The following is a 15495-nucleotide window of genomic DNA, read 5'->3' as shown; positions in this document are numbered from 1 at the left end:
CCTAACCGGCCAGGTTGAAGTTGCCGTTGGAACCGTAGACGGCCAGCGACACCAGCAGCGTCACCGACACCACGACGATCAGCGATGTGCGCACGGCGTTGCCCACCGCCACGCCCACACCGGATGGCCCGCCGGACGCGAAGTACCCGAAGTACGTGTGCACCAGCAGGATCGTGATCGCCATCAGAATCGCCTGCAGAAACGACCACAGCAGGTCGATCGGATTGAGGAACGTGTCGAAGTAGTGGTCATAGAGCCCGCTGGACTGACCGAACAGCACCACCGTGGTGAACTGGCTGGCGAGGAACGACAGGATCACCGCGATCGAGTACAGCGGGGTGATCGCAACCATGCCTGCGACGATGCGCGTGCTCACCAGGTACTCCACCGGCCGGATGCCCATGGATTCGAGCGCGTCGATCTCCTCGTTGATGCGCATGGCCCCGAGCTGGGCCGTCACGCCGGCCCCGAACGTGGCGGCCAGACCGATACCGGCCACCGTCGGCGCGGCGATCCGGACGTTGATGAAAGCCGCGAGGAATCCGGTGAGCGCTTCGATGCCGATGTCACCCAGGCTGCTGTAGCCCTGGATCGCCAGCGTGCCGCCCGCGGCCAGGGTGAGGAAGCCCACGATGACGACGGTTCCGCCGATCATCGCCAGAGTGCCCGCGCCCATGCTGATCTCGGCGATGAGGCGGATGACCTCCTTGCGGAAGTGCATGGCCGCGTGGGGCGTACCGGCGATCGCCCGGATGTAGAACAGCGTGTGGTCGCCGATGCGTCCCAGCAGGTCGACCGGCCTGCGGACACCGCGGCTCAGGCGTGGGTAGGTGCTGCGCAGCACCGTCAGAGTGCCCATCGGTCAGTCCACCGTCATCCGGATACCGATGGCGGTGACGATCACGTTGATCACGAACAGAGCCATGAACGCGTAGACCACCGTCTCGTTGACCGCGTTGCCGACCGCTTTGGCGCCGCCTCCGCTGATGGTCAGCCCCCGGTAGCAGGCCACCAGCCCGGCGATGAGACCGAACAGGGCCGCCTTCACGCACGAGATGATCATCTCGGGCACCCCGGTCAGCAGGGTGATCCCCGCGGCGAAGGCGCCGGGGTTGACGTCCTGGATGAAGATCGAGAACGTGTAGCCGCCGAGGATGCCGATGATCACCACCAGGCTGTTGAGGAGCAACGCCACAAGACCGGATGCGAGCATGCGCGGCGTGACCAGACGCTGCACCGGGTTGATACCCAGCACCTCCATCGCATCGATCTCTTCACGGATCGTGCGGGAGCCGAGGTCGGCGCACATCGCGGTGGCGCCCGCCCCGGCGACGATCAGCACCGTCACCAGCGGACCGACCTGGGTCACCGCACCGAACGCCGCACCGGCCCCGGACAGGTCGGCCGCACCCAGCTCGCGGAGCAGGATGTTGAGGGTGAAGCTGACCAACACCGTGAACGGGATCGCCACGAGCACGGTAGGCGCGAGGGAGACCTTGGCCACGAACCAGGACTGGTCGAGGAACTCACGCCACTGGAACGGCCGACGGAAGACGAACCGCACCGCGTCGGCGGACATCGAGAACAGCCCGCCGATCGCCTCCATCGGCTTGCTGCCGCGCCCGAGCGACACCCCCGGTAACCACCGCTCAACCATGGGTGCCCGCTCCTTCCAAGATGGTGACCGCCGCGACCGCGGTCGGACCACCGATGTTGTGCGCCAGACCGATCCGTGCGCCGTCGACCTGATTGACCGCTTCCCCGCGCAGCTGACCGAACAGTTCGACACATTGCGCGACGCCGGTGGCGCCCGGTGGGTGGCCTTTGGCCTTGAGCCCGCCGCTGGGGTTGACCGGTAGCGCCCCGCCCATACTGGTCACCTCGGCCTCGACGAGTTTGTGGGCACCGAACCGTTCGGCGAAGCCGAGGTCCTCGTAGCTGATCAGCTCGATGCCGGTGAAGTAGTCGTGCACTTCCGCGACGTCCACGTCGGCGGGGGTCAGCCCCGCCATACCGAAGGCCCGCTTTGCGGCGCGCACGGTCGCCGGGAACGTCGTCATGTCCGGCTTGTGCGGATACATCACCGAATCGAGTCCGAGCCCGACCCCGCGTACCCACACCGGCCGGTCGGTGAAGCGGTCGACCACGTCCTCGGCCGCCAGGATCAGCGCGGCGGCGCCGTCGCTCTGCGGCGCGCAGTCGTAGATCCCGAACGGGTTCACCACCATCGGGGCGGCCAGCGCCTGCTCGACGGTGATCTCGAATCGCAGCCTGGCCTTCGGGTTGTCGACGGCGTTGCGGTGGTTCTTGACCGCGATCATCGCCAGATGTTCTCGGGTGGCCGGTGATTCGTGCAGGTAGCGGCGCACGTGCAGCGCGAACCCCGCAGGCGCCACCAGCCCGAGCGGGTAATCCCACGCCATGTCGCGCGTGGTCGCCTCCCAGCCCCACAGCATGTCCTTGGTGGCGACCTCGCGCAGTTTGTCCGCGCCCATCACCAGGGCGACGTCGGCGGCCCCGGACGCGATGCCGTACAGCGCGTTGCGCACCGCGTCGTTGCCCGTGGCGCAGGAGTTCTCGACGTGGGTGACCGGGATGTCCTGCATGCCCAGCGTGTCGGCGAGGATGCCGGACGGGAACCCGTCGGTGGTGCCCATGGCGCCGAACCAGACCGCGTCGATGTCGTCCTTGGACATCCCCTTGTCCACCCCGGCGGCGCACTCCGCGAACGCCATCGGCAGCAGATCCTTGATGCCGAGCGCGAAATGCTCTGCGAACGGGGTCATTCCCGCGCCGACGATCGCTACCTTGCGCATATCGCCTCCGGCCCGGCCGCGGTCATGCCGCGTCCGGTTCGAAGGCGCCGGGCTCGACGGCCCCGGGTTCGAAGGCATAGCCGTAGTCCGGCACCCCGGAGCGCACCGCGACGCGGCGCAACGCCATCCGGCCCCGGTCACCGATGTCGACCGAACCGGGTGCGGCACCGGTCACCTTGACCAGCGCGCGCACATCGGTCCCGTCGAGTTCGACGATCACCAGCGAGTACGGCGAACGCATCCCCGGCACCGGAATCTGCACGGTCGCTTCGGTGTAGACCGTCCCGGTGCGCGGCAGCGGAACCAGTTCGTAGTCGGTGTCCAGCGCGCAGTCGTCACCGACGCGGTACCGGGGCGGAAAATCGAGATCGGGGCTGCCGGCGAACTTGCCCGCTTCCCAGCGCACCTTGGCCTCGAACGCACGCTCGTAGGCGGCCAGCGAAATCGCGAGGTCGGCACCCGGGGTCACCGTGCCATCGGGCAGCGGCCGTGCCGCCGGTTCACGTCGAATCACTTGTGCCTCACCGCCTGTGACGGTGATGCCGGACAGGCTCGCCTGCTCCACCGCTACCAAGGGGCCCATCGTATGGGACTCGGTGAGGCCGGCGAGGGCAAACAGACCAGAACTTGCTCCGAATGTCGGCAGCCGGGGCGGTTCACCGATGCACAGCGCCATCACCTTCTCGTGCTCGACACCCGCGACGATCACCGGCGTGTCGAGCCAGGCGGCCGACAGCGAGGCCAGCAGCCCGCGTTCGTGCAGCAGCCGCGGGTCGCCGTAGTCGTGCACCACGCCGACAGCGTTGCGGGTGCGCACTGGAAGGCTGCGCGCCACCCGCGCGGCGGTACGGACCTGTTTCCCGTGGTCGGAGGTGAGGATGGCCGCGGCGCCCGCCGGTTCGAGGTCGACGCCGATGACCAGCGACCGGGGACGTGCCGAACTGACCGCGTCGAGCGTGGCCGGCGCACCCCCGAGCCGTTCGTCGACCTCGAGTTCCGGGTCCAGGCCCAGCCCGGCCAGCAGCACCGCGGCGTTGCTGCTTTCGGTCAGCGGCAGGTCGCGGCTGACCAGAACCACCCGCTCCACCGCGCCGCCCGTGCTGAGCGCGGCCCGTCCGGCCTCGACGGCCAGCGTGATGGCGTCCTCGTCGTCACCTGCGATGCGGTGATGCGGTGTGCCCCAACACGGGAGATAAGTCCCGATCGAAGCGATGAACGGCATGGGAGTCTCCGGGTTCAGGTGACGGCGCCGGCCGTCTTGAGCTCGATGATGCGATCCCAGTCCAGACCCAGTTCGACGAGGATGTCGTCGGTCTGTTCGGCGAATCCCGGAGCCGCGCCGGACCGTGGGGCGGAGACGTCGAACTGCACGGGGTTGGCCACGAGTTCCAGTTCACCGGCCTGCACGATGTACTCGTTGGCCCGGATCTGCGAATCCTGCGCGGCCTGCAGCGTGTCCTGCACCGGCGCCCACGGTCCGAGAAGCGTGGAGAACCGGTCGCTCCACTCGAGCAGGGGGCGCTTGCGCATCGCCTCGGTGAGGATCTCGACGGCGGCCGGGGTGTGCTCGGCGAACGATTCCGCGGTCGAGAACCGCGGATCCTCGGCGTACTCCTCGAGCTCCATGTGCTTGCACACGTCGGCCCAGAACTTCGTCGGCTGCATCATCACGAAGGAGATGTAGCGGTCGTCCGCGGTCGGGTAGACGCCGACGAGCGGGTTGATCGGCGAACCGTGCACCCCCGGCGGCGGGCTGACCAGCAGTTGCTGGAGATGTTGGGTCAACGCGACGGTGTGCCCCATCGCCCACAACCCGCTGCCCAGCAGGGACACGTCGACCACCGAGGGCTCACCCGTGCGCTCGCGCTTGAACAACGCCGCCGCGATGCCCCCGGCCAGGTTGGTCCCGGAGATGGTGTCCCCGTAGGCCGGTCCGGGCGGGGCGATCATGCCCTCGATCCCCGGCGGGGTGATGGTGGCGGCCGTACCGGCCCGGCACCAGAACGCGGTCATGTCGTAGCCGCCCTTGACCGACTCCTCGCCGCGGGGTCCCAGCGCGCTGCCGCGCGCGTAAACGATGTTCGGGTTCACCGCACGGATGTCGTCGACGTCGATGCCGAACTTCTGCCGGTGGCCCGGCAGGAAGCTGGTGAGGAACACGTCGGCACGCCGGGCGAGTTCGAGCAGCACCTCGCGGCCCTCGGGCACCGACATGTCCAGCCCGATGCTGCGCTTGCCCCGGTTGGCGTGTTCGATGTTCGGGTTCGGGTCGCCCTCGACCCGCAGCGGCCCGGTCTGGCGCAGCCCGCGCTGCGGATCGCCGGTGACCGCGTGCTCGACCTTGATGACGTCGGCCCCCCACTCGCCCAGCACCGCGCCGCACGAAGGGACGAACCCGTACATCGCGACCTCGAGGACGCGGACGCCTTCCAACGGCCGGTTCGAACCCATACTCAACTCACCACCGTCGCGAACGTCTTGGACTCCAGGAACTCCTCGAGCCCGGCCCGGCCCATCTCCCGGCCGATACCGGACTGCTTGTAACCGCCGAACGGGCTGTCGGGGCTGAAGTAGTTGCCGCCGTTGATCGAGAACGTCCCGGTGCGGATGCGACGGGCGACCGCCAGCGCGCGCTCCTCGCTGCCGAACACCGCACCGGACAACCCGTAGATGGAGTTGTTGGCGATGCGGACCGCGTCGTCGTCGTCCTCGTAGGCGATCACCGCCAGCACCGGTCCGAAGACCTCTTCCTGCGCGATCTCGCTGTCGGGATCGACGTCGGCGAGCAGCGTCGGCGTGTAGAAGTAGCCGGGGTCGACCTTCTCGCCGCCGGTGACCAGCGTGGCCCCCTCCTCGACCGCCCGCCGAACCATGCCGTCGACCTTGTCGCGCTGCTTCTCGCTGATGAGCGGGCCCATATAGGTCTGCGGGTCGGCCGGATCGCCGTACCGCACCAGACCGAAGTTGTTCTTGATCTTCTCGACGATCTCGTCCTTGTGGCGGGCCGGGACCAGCAGCCGGGAGGTGAGCGCGCAGCCCTGGCCGGCGTGGGTGACCATCGAGAACGCCGAGAACAGCGCCGCGGTGTCGAAGTCGGCGTCGTCGAGCACGATCGCGGCGGACTTGCCGCCGAGTTCGAGGAACACCTTCTTGAGCGTCTCGCTGGCGGCGGCCATGATGCGGCGCCCGGTCGGGGTCGAACCGGTGAAGGTGACCATGTCGACGTCGGGGCTGGTGGTCAGCACCGCGCCCACTTCGGGGTCGGCACCGGAGAGCACGTTGACCACACCGGCCGGGATGTCGGTGTGCTCGGCGATCAGTTCGCCGAGGGCGAGGGTGACCAGGGGCGTGTCGGGCGCGGACTTGAGCACCACGGTGCATCCGGCGGCCAGCGCGGGCGCGAGCTTGGCCAGCGCGAGCTGGTTCGGATAGTTGTAGGCGATGATCGCCGCGACGACGCCCGCAGCCTCCTTCTCCACCCAGCGGTGGTGCTGCATCCCGCGGCTCTCGATCTCGCCGAGGTCTTCGGTCATCGGGTACTCGGCGAGTAGATCGGCGTAGTACCGCACGATCGCGATCGGCTGGTCGAGTTGCGCACCCTGGCACAGCGCCTCGGTGGCGCCCACCTCGGCGATCGTCAGCGCGGCCAGCTCGTCGCGGTGGTCGACGAGCGCGGCGTGCAGCTGGCCGAGGCAGCGCAGCCGCAGCTCGACGTTCGTCGACCAGTCGGTGGTGTCGAAAGCGCGGCGGGCGGCGGCAACGGCCGCTTCGGCGTCGGCGACGGTCGCATCGGGCGCGTACCCGAGCACCTGGCCCGTTGCGGGATTGAGGGAGGGGAACACCCGTCCGGTGTCGACCAGCCGTCCGTCGATGAGGAGCCGCCGATCCGCTGGAGCGTCACCGGCCCGGGAGTCGTCGCCGGTCTGGCGGTTCTCGGTCACCGTGGGCGTCTGAGCCATCATCCTCCTCCGTGTGATGGAAATTCCATTCTCATTCCCGGCGAATCATACATTCGGCCCGGGAGAACTCAAGGAAACCTAGAGTGGCTAGTCAAAGCCTCGGAAGTTGGGAGGGAGCTTAGGTTGACGCTCGGCGCGTCCGCGGGATTTCTTGCAGAATGATCGGATACGAGAGTACGGTTCTCGAAATCGGAAGGATGATTCTTGATGCCTGAGACGACCGCGACAGACCCGGCCGCCGGACGGGATGCAGCGCTGTGAAGACCGCTGTGGTCACCGGCGGAGGTTCCGGTATCGGGCTGGCAATCGTGCAGCGGTTGCAGGCCGACGGGCTGCACGTCGCCACGATCGATCTCAAGCCCGGCGACGGTGAGTTCGCTCATGCCGCCGACGTGACCGACCGGTCGGCCGTCGAGGCCGCGTTCACCGCGATCCGCAAACAGCTCGGCCCGATCACCGTGTTGGTCAACGCCGCCGGGCTGGACTGCTTCAAACGGTTCAGCGACGTGTCCTTCGACCGCTGGCAGAAGGTCATCGACGTCAACCTCAACGGCGTCTTCCACACCATCCAGGCCGTGCTGCCCGACATGCTCGAGGCGGGGTGGGGCCGCATCGTCAACATCTCGTCGTCGAGCACACACTCGGGCGCCCCGTACATGTCGCCGTACGTCGCCGCCAAGTCCGCGGTCAACGGCCTGACCAAATCGCTTGCGCTCGAATACGGCCCGAGCGGCATCACGGTCAACGCGGTTCCGCCCGGGTTCATCGACACCCCGATGCTGCGCGCCGCCGCCGAACGGGGCTACCTGGGCGACATCGACGCCACGATCGCGGCCACCCCGGTGCGCCGCATCGGCAGACCCGAGGACATCGCCGCCGCGTGCGCGTTCCTCATCAGCGAGGAGGCCGGCTACATCACCGGCCAGATCCTCGGTGTCAACGGCGGACGCAACACCTGACGGCCATGCATCACCAACGCAATCAACCGGATTCACGAGAGGACATGCTGTGGGGCGCGTAGAAGGAAAGGTCGCATTCATCACGGGCGCGGCGCGCGGGCAGGGCCGCAGCCACGCCATCCGACTCGCCGAAGAAGGCGCCGACATCATCGCTGTCGACATCTGCGCCGACATCGACACCGTGGGCTATCCGCTGGCCAGGCCGGAAGACCTCGAAGAGACTGCCCAGTACGTCGAGAAGGCCGGCCGCAGGGCCATCACCGCCCAGGCGGACGTCCGGGACGCCGCCGCACTCAAGGAGGCACTCGACAACGGTGTCGCCGAACTGGGGCACCTCGACATCGTCGTCGCGCAGGCCGGCATCGCGGCGATGAAGGGCGCTCCGCCGATGCAGGCGTGGACCGACGGGATCAACACCAATTTCGTCGGGACGATCAACGCGATCCAGGTCGCACTGCCGCACCTCAAGGAGGGCGCATCGATCATCGCGACGGCCTCGGCCGCGGCGTTGATGGACGCGTCGAAGAAGGACCGCCCGGGCGCCGATCCCGGCGGGATGGGTTACATGACCTCCAAGCGCCTCATCTCCCAGTACGTGCACGACCTGGCGACCGAACTGGCGGTGCGCAACATCCGGGCCAACGTCATCCACCCCACCAACTGCAACACCGACATGTTGCAGAGCGAACCGATGTACCGCTCGTTCCGGCCCGACCTGGAGAAGCCGACCCGCGCCGACGCCGAATTGGCCTTCGGGGTGCAGCAGGCCATGCCCGTGCCGTTCATCGAACCGGAGGACATCAGCAACGCCGTGCTGTGGCTGGCCTCCGACGAGTCCCGGTTCGTCACCGGCATGCAGCTGCGGGTGGACGCGGGCGGCTACCTCAAGTGGTACGACTACCACGTCTGATCACCGGAACACGTTGACCGCGAGACATTTCCGAGGAGAGCAGTGAAGGTAAGGGTTGACTCCGGCCGTTGCCAGGGGCACACGCTGTGCGCGATGATCGCGCCGGATTCCTTCGAGTTGAGCGACATCGACGGCACCTCGTCGCCGGTCAACGAGGTCGTCCCCGACGACCAGCAGGACGCGGTCCGCGAGGCGGCGTCCTCCTGTCCGGAACAAGCGATCTCGATCGACGACGACTGACCTCAAGTCTGGAGACCAATGACTCAGGGAGCCAACGGCGTGAGCAGCGTCGGCGATCTCCGCGGCGAGCCGGCCGACGGTGATCGCAAGAAGAACAGCTACCACTTCGACCGGCACACACCGGAGTACCGGCTGCAGTTCGAGAAGATCACCGAGGAGATGCACGCCAAGTGCCCGATGGCGTGGAGCGACACCTACGGCGGGCACTGGGTGGCCGCCGACAGCAGGCACGTGTTCGAGCTGGCACGCTGCCCGGTGGTGTCCAATCACCACGACGTCAGCGGTGAGACGCCGTTCCAGGGCATCACCATCCCGAAGGCGAGTCGGGCCACCGTCGTGCGCGGCGGCATCCTCGAGATGGACGAACCGGAGCACAGCGCGTACCGCGGCGCGCTGAACCCCTACCTGTCGCCCGCCGCGATCAAGCGGTGGGAGCCGTTCGTCGACGAGATCACGCGCGCCGCGATCGACGAGCACATCGAGTCCGGCCGCATCGATTTCGTCGAGCATCTGGCGAACGTGGTGCCTGCGGTGTTCACGCTGGCGATGATGGGCATCGCGCTCAAGAAGTGGAACGTCTACAGCGAGCCCACCCACGCCTCGGTGTACACCCCCGAACACTCCCCCGAGCGCGAGAAGATCAACGAGCAGCACCGCGAGATGGGGATCGACCTCATCAACAACATGATGGAGATCCGGCAGAACCCGCGCCCGGGTCTGGTCAACGCGCTGGTCCAGTTGCGCATCGACGGCGAGCCCGCGCCGGACATGGAGATCCTCGGCAACCTCGGCCTCATCATCGGCGGCGGTTTCGACACGACGACGGCGCTCACCGCGCACGCGCTGGAATGGCTCGGCGAGCACCCCGACCAGCGTGAACGCCTCAGCCGCGAACGTGGCACCCTGCTGCATCCGGCCACCGAGGAGTTCCTGCGCTACTTCACCCCGGCCCCCGGCGACGGCCGCACCTTCGCCGACGACGTCGAGGTGGAGGGTCAGCGGTTCCAGAAGTACGAGCGGCTGTGGCTGTCCTGGGCGATGGCCAACCGGGACCCGTCGGTGTTCACCGACCCCAACGAGGTCATCCTGGACCGAAAGGGCAATCGCCACTTCAGTTTCGGCATCGGGGTACACCGCTGCGTGGGCTCCAACGTGGCCCGCACGGTGTTCAAGTCGATGCTGACCGCGGTGCTCGACCGGATGCCGGACTACACGTGCGACCCCGAGGGCACCGTGCACTACGACACGATCGGCGTCATCCAGGGCATGCGCAACCTGCCCGCCACCTTCACGCCGGGCAAGCCACTGGGCCCGGGCCTGGACGAGACGCTGGAGAAGTTGCAGCGCATCTGCGACGAGCAGGAACTGGCCCGCCCGATCACCGAACGCAAAGAAGCCGCCGTCATCAACTGACGTCAGGGCGTTGACCTCGACGAGGTTTGCTCGAGGGGATGAAAAGGTAACAGTTGCGCTGTTACTGTCGATGAATCTGCTGTCGGGTGATCTTGTGCCCGGTGAAGCGCTTCGACAAGAGAAATTCCGAGAAAAGGGTGTACCCATGCTGAAGCTGTCGCGCAGAAACATCGCTATCACGCTCGGCGGCCTCGCCGTGGCGATTCCGCTCTCCGCGGGCGTCGCTTCGGCGCAGCCCGACCTGGGCCCGATCATCAACACCACCTGTTCGTACGACCAGGTGATCGCTGCGCTCAACGACCAGCATCCCGACCTGGCCGCACAGTTCGCCCAGCAGCGCAGCGGCCAGCAGGCGGTTCGCAACTTCCTCGCGTCGACCCCGCAGCAGCGGCAGGCGACGGTGGCGTTCCTGCAGGGCAACCCGACCGCACAGCGGTACTTCGGGCCGATCTCGAACGTCGCGAACACCTGCAACAACTACTGACGCGGTGGCCGCGCGGCTGACTGTCAGCCGCGCGGCAACCCCAGTACCTGCGTGGCGATGATGTTGCGCTGGATCTCCGAGGTTCCGCCGGCGATGGTGCCGGAGAAACTGCGGGCGTACCGCTCGAACCAGCTGGCGAAGTAGTGGTCGAGGTTCATGTGTTCGTAGCGCCCGGTCGTCGAGGGGTGCACCAGCCCGGCGGACCCGGATGCGGTCAACGCCGCGTCGGCAGCCCGCATCTCGGCCTCCGACCCGAACAGTTTGAGCACCGACACCGATGCGGTGTCCATCTCCCCGCGCGCCGCGCGCGCCAGCGCCGCCGAACCCATCGCCCGCAGCGCCTGGTAGTCCATGATCATCGATGCGTATTGGTCACGCTCGATCTCGGTGTTCGGCTCGAAATCGGCGATCACGTTGTCGATCCGGTCGGCGAAACCCAGCCACATCATCGTGCGCTCGTGGCCCAGCGAGCCGTTGGCCACCTTCCAGCCCTGGTTCAGCGGCCCGACGAGGTTCTCGGCCGGCACCCGGGCGTCGGTGAAGAAGACCTCGTTGAAGTCCTTGTTCTCCTCACCGCACAGGTCGGCGAACGGACGGCACACCACCCCCGGCGTATCGGTCGGGATGATCAGCGCGCTGATGCCCCGGTGCTTGGGCGCATCGGGGTCGGTGCGCACGAAAGCCAACAGGTAGTCGGCGTCGTGGGCGCCCGAGGTCCACACCTTCTGGCCGTTCACCACGAAGTACTCACCGTCGCGGACGGCCCTGGTGCGCAGCGACGCCAGATCCGATCCGGCGCTCGGCTCGCTCATGCCCAACGATGCGGTGAGTTCGCCGCGCAGCACCGGCACCGCCCACCGGTGCTTCTGCTCGTCGCTGCCGAACGTGATCAGCGAGGCGGCGACGATGTTGACGCCCTGCGGGTTGAAGCTGTGGTAGATCCGCCGCCGGCACAGTTCGTCGAGGTGGACGAACTGCTGCAGCACGCTGGCGTTGCGGCCGCCGAACTCCGGCGGCTGCGCGGGCAGCAGCCACCCGTTGTCGAACAGCAGGCGCTGCCAGTCGCGGGCCCACTGCGGCATGTGCGACACCGACCGCGGCCGCTCCAACGTGGCCGACTCGGGCGGCAGGTGCTCGTCGAGGAAAGCCGCGAACTCGGCGCGGAACTGCTCGACGTCGGAATCAAAAGTCAGCTGCATGGAATTCCTCCGCGATCGTCGCGCGGTGTTCGGCCGCGCCGCCCAGCAGCAGTTCGCCGGCCTTGGCCCGTTTCAACGCGAACTGCAGATCGTTCTCCCAGGTGAAGCCCATCGCCCCGAAGAGCTGCAGCCCGTGCCGGAACACCAGCGACTGGCACTCCCCCGCCGCCGCCTTGGCCATCGACGCGGCCAGCCGGCGCCGCGGGTCGTCGGCCGCGATCGTGAGTGCGGCGAAGTAGCCCAAGGCACGGGCGCGTTCGATGGCCACGTGCATATCGACCGCCTTGTGCTGCACGGCCTGGAAGGAACCGATCGGCACACCGAACTGCTGGCGTTGTTTGACGTGGTCGAGGGCCAGGTCCAGGATGCGCTGACAGGCGCCGACGGTGGTGATCGCGATACCGGTCAGCGCGAGGTGACGCGCCCGCTCGGAGTCGGCGCGCACCCGGTCGGTGTCGGGGACGCGCACGCCGTCGAACGAGACGTCGGCGATGTGCAGCACGGGGTCGAAGACCGGGCTGCGGCGGCGGACCGCGACGTCGGCGTCGACGACGAAGACACCGGCGTCGGTGACCACGGCGAGCCGGTCGGCGCGGTCCCCGTCGAGCACGTACCGTGCGGCCCCGTCGAGCACCCAGCCCTCGGCGTCGCGGACGGCGCTGATCCCGTCGTGGACCGCCGCACCCGCCTGCTGCGGATCGAACCGGTCGCCGGCGAGCGGCGCGTACTGCGTCATCGTCGCCAGGAACGGCGTGGGATCGGTGGCGCGCCCCATCTCCTCGAGGACGATCGCCAATTCGACGGCGTTCTCGGGGTCGGTCAGCTCCGTCCACCCCGCGTCGACGTAGCTCTTCCACAACGGCGTCGGGTCGACGCCGTTCTCGGCGATTTCGCGGACCAGCGAGGCCGGGCACTGTTTGGTGACCGCGTCACGGACGGTCTCCTGCCACAGCCGCTGGTCGGCATCGAACTCGAGTAGCATCCGGCGCCTCCTGGTGCGGTGTCACGACCCTGCGAGAATAGCATTCTCAATTTCTGTCCACCCGTTCTCCCACGTCGACTACGAAGTTTCCTAAGCACACCGCTGCGCGACTGACCAGCACATCCGTTCACCTGCGACGATGGTGAAGCCGTATAGGAGAACTCGGTTCTTGCCTTTGAAGAACTTCGATTTACACTGGCAGTGTGTCCGGTATCGCCGCGCACGTGTGAAGCCGTCTGCGCGCCGGACGAACATCGGAGGACAGCCTTGGCCACAACGCATCCGGACGGGACGCGCTCACCCTTGATCGACGCCAGCGTGCACATCTTCGCGCAGTCGAACAAGGATCTGCGGAAGACCTTCATGCGTGAGCCGTTCCGCAGCCGCGGTTTCCCCGACTACGAGATGGACTGGTACGGCGCACCGGGCGGCGAGTACGCCAAGGGCACCGAGGGCCCCGACGGCCGGTACCCGGGCTCGGATCCGGATGTGGTGGCCAAGCACTTGTTCACCGACCGGGGTGTCGACGTCGCGATCCTGCACCCGATGACCCGCGGGATCATGCCCGACCGCCACCTCGGCACTGCGATCGCGGCCGCGCACAACGAGATGATGGTGAGCCGCTGGCTCGACCACACCGAGTACGGCGAGCGCTTCCGCGGGACGATCCGGGTCAACCCGGACGACGTCACCGGCGCGCTGCGGGAGATCGAGAAGTACCGGGACCATCCGCGCGTCGTGCAGATCGGGGTCCCGCTGCAGTCCCGGGAGCTGTACGGCAAACCGCAGTACTGGCCGCTGTGGGAAGCGGCCGCCGAGGCGAATCTCCCGGTCTCGGTGCACATCGAGGTGGGCGCCGGCGTGCAGTACGCCCCGACCCCGTCCGGCGTGCCGAGGACGTATGAGAACTACGTCAGCTTCATGGCGCTGAATTACCTGTACCACCTGATGAATCTCATCGTCGAAGGGGTATTCGAGAGGATGCCGACTCTGAGGTTCGTCTGGGCGGACGGCGCCGCCGATCTTCTGACGCCGTTCATATGGCGGATGGACTGCTTCGGGCGTCCCCACCTCGAGCAGACGCCGTGGGCGCCGAAGATCCCGAGCGACTATCTGCCCGGCCACACGTACTTCGTGCAGGGCTCGATGGACGGCCCCGGCGACGCCGACTTCGCCGGTGAGTGGCACTCGTTCACCAACAAGAACGACATGGTGATGTACGGGTCCAGCTATCCGCACTGGCAGCTCAACGAGCCGTCGGCACCGGCCTCGTTCAGCACCGAGCAGCGCGACAAACTGCTGTGGCGCAACGCCGCTGAGCTCTACGGCATCCAGACCGGCGCAGAGGTCGGCGCACCGCAGTGACGGAACGATCAAGGGAGACACGACGATGACGGTCACCACCACACCGCGCCTGCCGGCGGCCGAGCGCATCGCGGTCCGATGCGTCGACTCCGACGTCCACCCGGTCCCCCGCAGCGGTGATCTGGCTCAGTACATCCCCGAGCCCTGGCGGAGCAACTACTTCCTCAACCGCAAGGTCGGGGACCAGATCTATTACGACGCGCCGGATTACGCGCACGCCTACGCGATGCGCGTCGACACCTTCCCCGCCGACGGCCAGTTCCCCGGCAGCGATCCGGATCTGGCGTTCAAGCAGCTGATCATGGAGGCCGGCGCCGACATCGCGATCCTCGAACCCGCCGCGTACCCGGCGCGCTTCCCCGAGGTCAACCATGCGATGAGTTGCGCACTGAACGACTGGCAGGCCAACCACTGGCTGGACAGCCACAACAACTGGCATGAGCGCTGGCGCGGGTCGATCTGCGTGGCGATCGAGGCGCCGCAGGACGCGGCCCGCGAGGTCGAACGCTGGGCCGGACACCCGTACATGGGGCAGATCCTGATCAAGGCCGAGCCGCGCCCGGCGTGGGGCGATCCGAAGTACAACCCCCTGTGGGAGGCGGCCACCAAGCACGACATCACGGTGAGCTGCCACCTGTCGCGCAGCCATCACGAAGAGCTGCCGATCCCGCCGGTCGGATTCCCCAGCTACAACCACGATTTCATGGTCACGTACTCGCTGCTGGCCGCCAATCAGGTGATGAGCATGGTGTTCGACGGCCTCTTCGACCGCTTCCCGACACTGCGGATCGTGCTGGTCGAACACGCCTTCACGTGGATCCTGCCGCTGATGTGGCGGATGGACGCGATCTACGAGGCGCGCAAGTCGTATCTGGACATCAAGCGCAAACCGAGCGAATACGTCAAGGACCACATCAAGTTCACCACCCAGCCGCTGGACTACCCCGAGGACAAGACCGAACTGTCCCGCGCTTTCGAGTGGATGGAGTGCGAGAAGATCCTGCTGTACTCCTCGGATTACCCGCACTGGACGTTCGACGACCCGCGCTGGCTGGTCAAGCACCTGCCCGAACATGCGCGCGAGGCCGTGATGTTCAAGAACGGCATCGCCACCTATCACCTGCCCGACACGGTTCCGGCCCTCGAGGGCCAGGTGCGAGTGTTCTGA

Annotated in this window: 15 protein-coding genes; 7 read left to right on the top strand and 8 right to left on the bottom strand. The window is 67.4% G+C overall.

All coding sequences use genetic code 11. From position 1 onward, the window contains the following. Position 1: 1 nt before the first annotated feature. The 6 genes from AU195_RS00865 to AU195_RS00840 are packed head-to-tail and all read right to left on the bottom strand — an operon-like array spanning position 2 to position 6775. Entirely contained in the window at positions 2-859 is an 858-nt protein-coding gene (locus AU195_RS00865) for an MlaE family ABC transporter permease (RefSeq protein WP_059157160.1), read from the bottom strand. A 3-nt stretch (positions 860-862) separates the two neighbouring features. Continuing rightward, positions 863-1657, bottom strand: coding sequence for an MlaE family ABC transporter permease (locus AU195_RS00860; protein WP_059157159.1), 795 nt, complete (start codon positions 1655-1657; stop codon positions 863-865). After that, entirely contained in the window at positions 1650-2816 is a 1167-nt protein-coding gene (locus AU195_RS00855; RefSeq protein ID WP_059157158.1) for a thiolase C-terminal domain-containing protein, read from the bottom strand. Before AU195_RS00855 ends, AU195_RS00860 begins: the two co-directional genes overlap by 8 nt. Before the next feature lie 22 nt (positions 2817-2838). Further along, complete coding sequence (locus AU195_RS00850) at positions 2839-4038, bottom strand: OB-fold domain-containing protein (RefSeq protein WP_059157157.1); 1200 nt, start codon at positions 4036-4038, stop codon at positions 2839-2841. A gap of 14 nt (positions 4039-4052) precedes the next feature. Further along, complete coding sequence (locus tag AU195_RS00845; RefSeq protein WP_082702919.1) at positions 4053-5267, bottom strand: CaiB/BaiF CoA transferase family protein; 1215 nt, start codon at positions 5265-5267, stop codon at positions 4053-4055. A 2-nt stretch (positions 5268-5269) separates the two neighbouring features. Continuing rightward, positions 5270-6775: an aldehyde dehydrogenase family protein gene (locus AU195_RS00840; RefSeq protein ID WP_059157354.1), complete on the bottom strand. Its 1506-nt coding sequence runs from the start codon at positions 6773-6775 to the stop codon at positions 5270-5272. A 257-nt stretch (positions 6776-7032) separates the two neighbouring features. Between AU195_RS00840 and AU195_RS00835 the strand changes: the two genes are divergently transcribed. The 5 genes from AU195_RS00835 (at position 7033) to AU195_RS00815 (ending at position 10781) form a co-directional block, all read left to right on the top strand. Beyond that, positions 7033-7734: an SDR family NAD(P)-dependent oxidoreductase gene (locus tag AU195_RS00835; protein WP_059095917.1), complete on the top strand. Its 702-nt coding sequence runs from the start codon at positions 7033-7035 to the stop codon at positions 7732-7734. Between the two features lie 49 nt (positions 7735-7783). Beyond that, on the top strand, positions 7784-8644 hold the full coding sequence (locus AU195_RS00830) for a mycofactocin-coupled SDR family oxidoreductase (protein WP_059157156.1): 861 nt from the start codon (positions 7784-7786) through the stop codon (positions 8642-8644). Between the two features lie 42 nt (positions 8645-8686). Beyond that, entirely contained in the window at positions 8687-8884 is a 198-nt protein-coding gene (locus AU195_RS00825; protein ID WP_059157155.1) for a ferredoxin, read from the top strand. Positions 8885-8923: 39 nt separating this feature from the next. Continuing rightward, on the top strand, positions 8924-10297 hold the full coding sequence (locus tag AU195_RS00820; RefSeq protein WP_157530977.1) for a cytochrome P450: 1374 nt from the start codon (positions 8924-8926) through the stop codon (positions 10295-10297). Positions 10298-10367: 70 nt separating this feature from the next. Then, a complete protein-coding gene (locus AU195_RS00815; protein WP_502687300.1) occupies positions 10368-10781 on the top strand; it encodes a hemophore-related protein in 414 nt (137 codons plus the stop codon). Between the two features lie 23 nt (positions 10782-10804). Here the strand turns inward: AU195_RS00815 and AU195_RS00810 are convergent, their stop codons facing one another. Together AU195_RS00810 and AU195_RS00805 are read right to left on the bottom strand one after the other, a co-directional pair. Further along, a complete protein-coding gene (locus AU195_RS00810) occupies positions 10805-11980 on the bottom strand; it encodes an acyl-CoA dehydrogenase family protein (protein WP_059157152.1) in 1176 nt (391 codons plus the stop codon). Continuing rightward, on the bottom strand, positions 11964-12962 hold the full coding sequence (locus AU195_RS00805) for an acyl-CoA dehydrogenase family protein (protein WP_059157353.1): 999 nt from the start codon (positions 12960-12962) through the stop codon (positions 11964-11966). The genes AU195_RS00810 and AU195_RS00805 overlap by 17 nt, the downstream gene beginning before the upstream one ends. Before the next feature lie 267 nt (positions 12963-13229). On the opposite strand from AU195_RS00805, the gene AU195_RS00800 reads away from it, so the two are divergent. Next, complete coding sequence (locus AU195_RS00800) at positions 13230-14327, top strand: amidohydrolase family protein (protein ID WP_059157151.1); 1098 nt, start codon at positions 13230-13232, stop codon at positions 14325-14327. Between the two features lie 25 nt (positions 14328-14352). Next, positions 14353-15495: an amidohydrolase family protein gene (locus AU195_RS00795; RefSeq protein WP_059157150.1), complete on the top strand. Its 1143-nt coding sequence runs from the start codon at positions 14353-14355 to the stop codon at positions 15493-15495.

It is taken from the genome of Mycobacterium sp. IS-1496 (assembly GCF_001499995.1).
GTDB lineage: Bacteria > Actinomycetota > Actinomycetes > Mycobacteriales > Mycobacteriaceae > Mycobacterium.
Note: the sequence above shows the minus strand (reverse complement) of the source record. Positions and strands in the feature narration are given on the sequence as shown.

Coding starts and splice junctions, on each gene's coding strand:
- AU195_RS00865 (WP_059157160.1), bottom strand. CDS start 859: ATGGGCACTCTGACGGTGCTGCGCAGCACCTACCCACGCCTGAGCCGC.
- AU195_RS00805 (WP_059157353.1), bottom strand. CDS start 12,962: ATGCTACTCGAGTTCGATGCCGACCAGCGGCTGTGGCAGGAGACCGTC.
- AU195_RS00850 (WP_059157157.1), bottom strand. CDS start 4,038: ATGCCGTTCATCGCTTCGATCGGGACTTATCTCCCGTGTTGGGGCACA.
- AU195_RS00855 (WP_059157158.1), bottom strand. CDS start 2,816: ATGCGCAAGGTAGCGATCGTCGGCGCGGGAATGACCCCGTTCGCAGAG.
- AU195_RS00810 (WP_059157152.1), bottom strand. CDS start 11,980: ATGCAGCTGACTTTTGATTCCGACGTCGAGCAGTTCCGCGCCGAGTTC.
- AU195_RS00815 (WP_502687300.1), top strand. CDS start 10,368: ATGAATCTGCTGTCGGGTGATCTTGTGCCCGGTGAAGCGCTTCGACAA.
- AU195_RS00795 (WP_059157150.1), top strand. CDS start 14,353: ATGACGGTCACCACCACACCGCGCCTGCCGGCGGCCGAGCGCATCGCG.
- AU195_RS00860 (WP_059157159.1), bottom strand. CDS start 1,657: ATGGTTGAGCGGTGGTTACCGGGGGTGTCGCTCGGGCGCGGCAGCAAG.
- AU195_RS00845 (WP_082702919.1), bottom strand. CDS start 5,267: ATGGGTTCGAACCGGCCGTTGGAAGGCGTCCGCGTCCTCGAGGTCGCG.
- AU195_RS00840 (WP_059157354.1), bottom strand. CDS start 6,775: ATGGCTCAGACGCCCACGGTGACCGAGAACCGCCAGACCGGCGACGAC.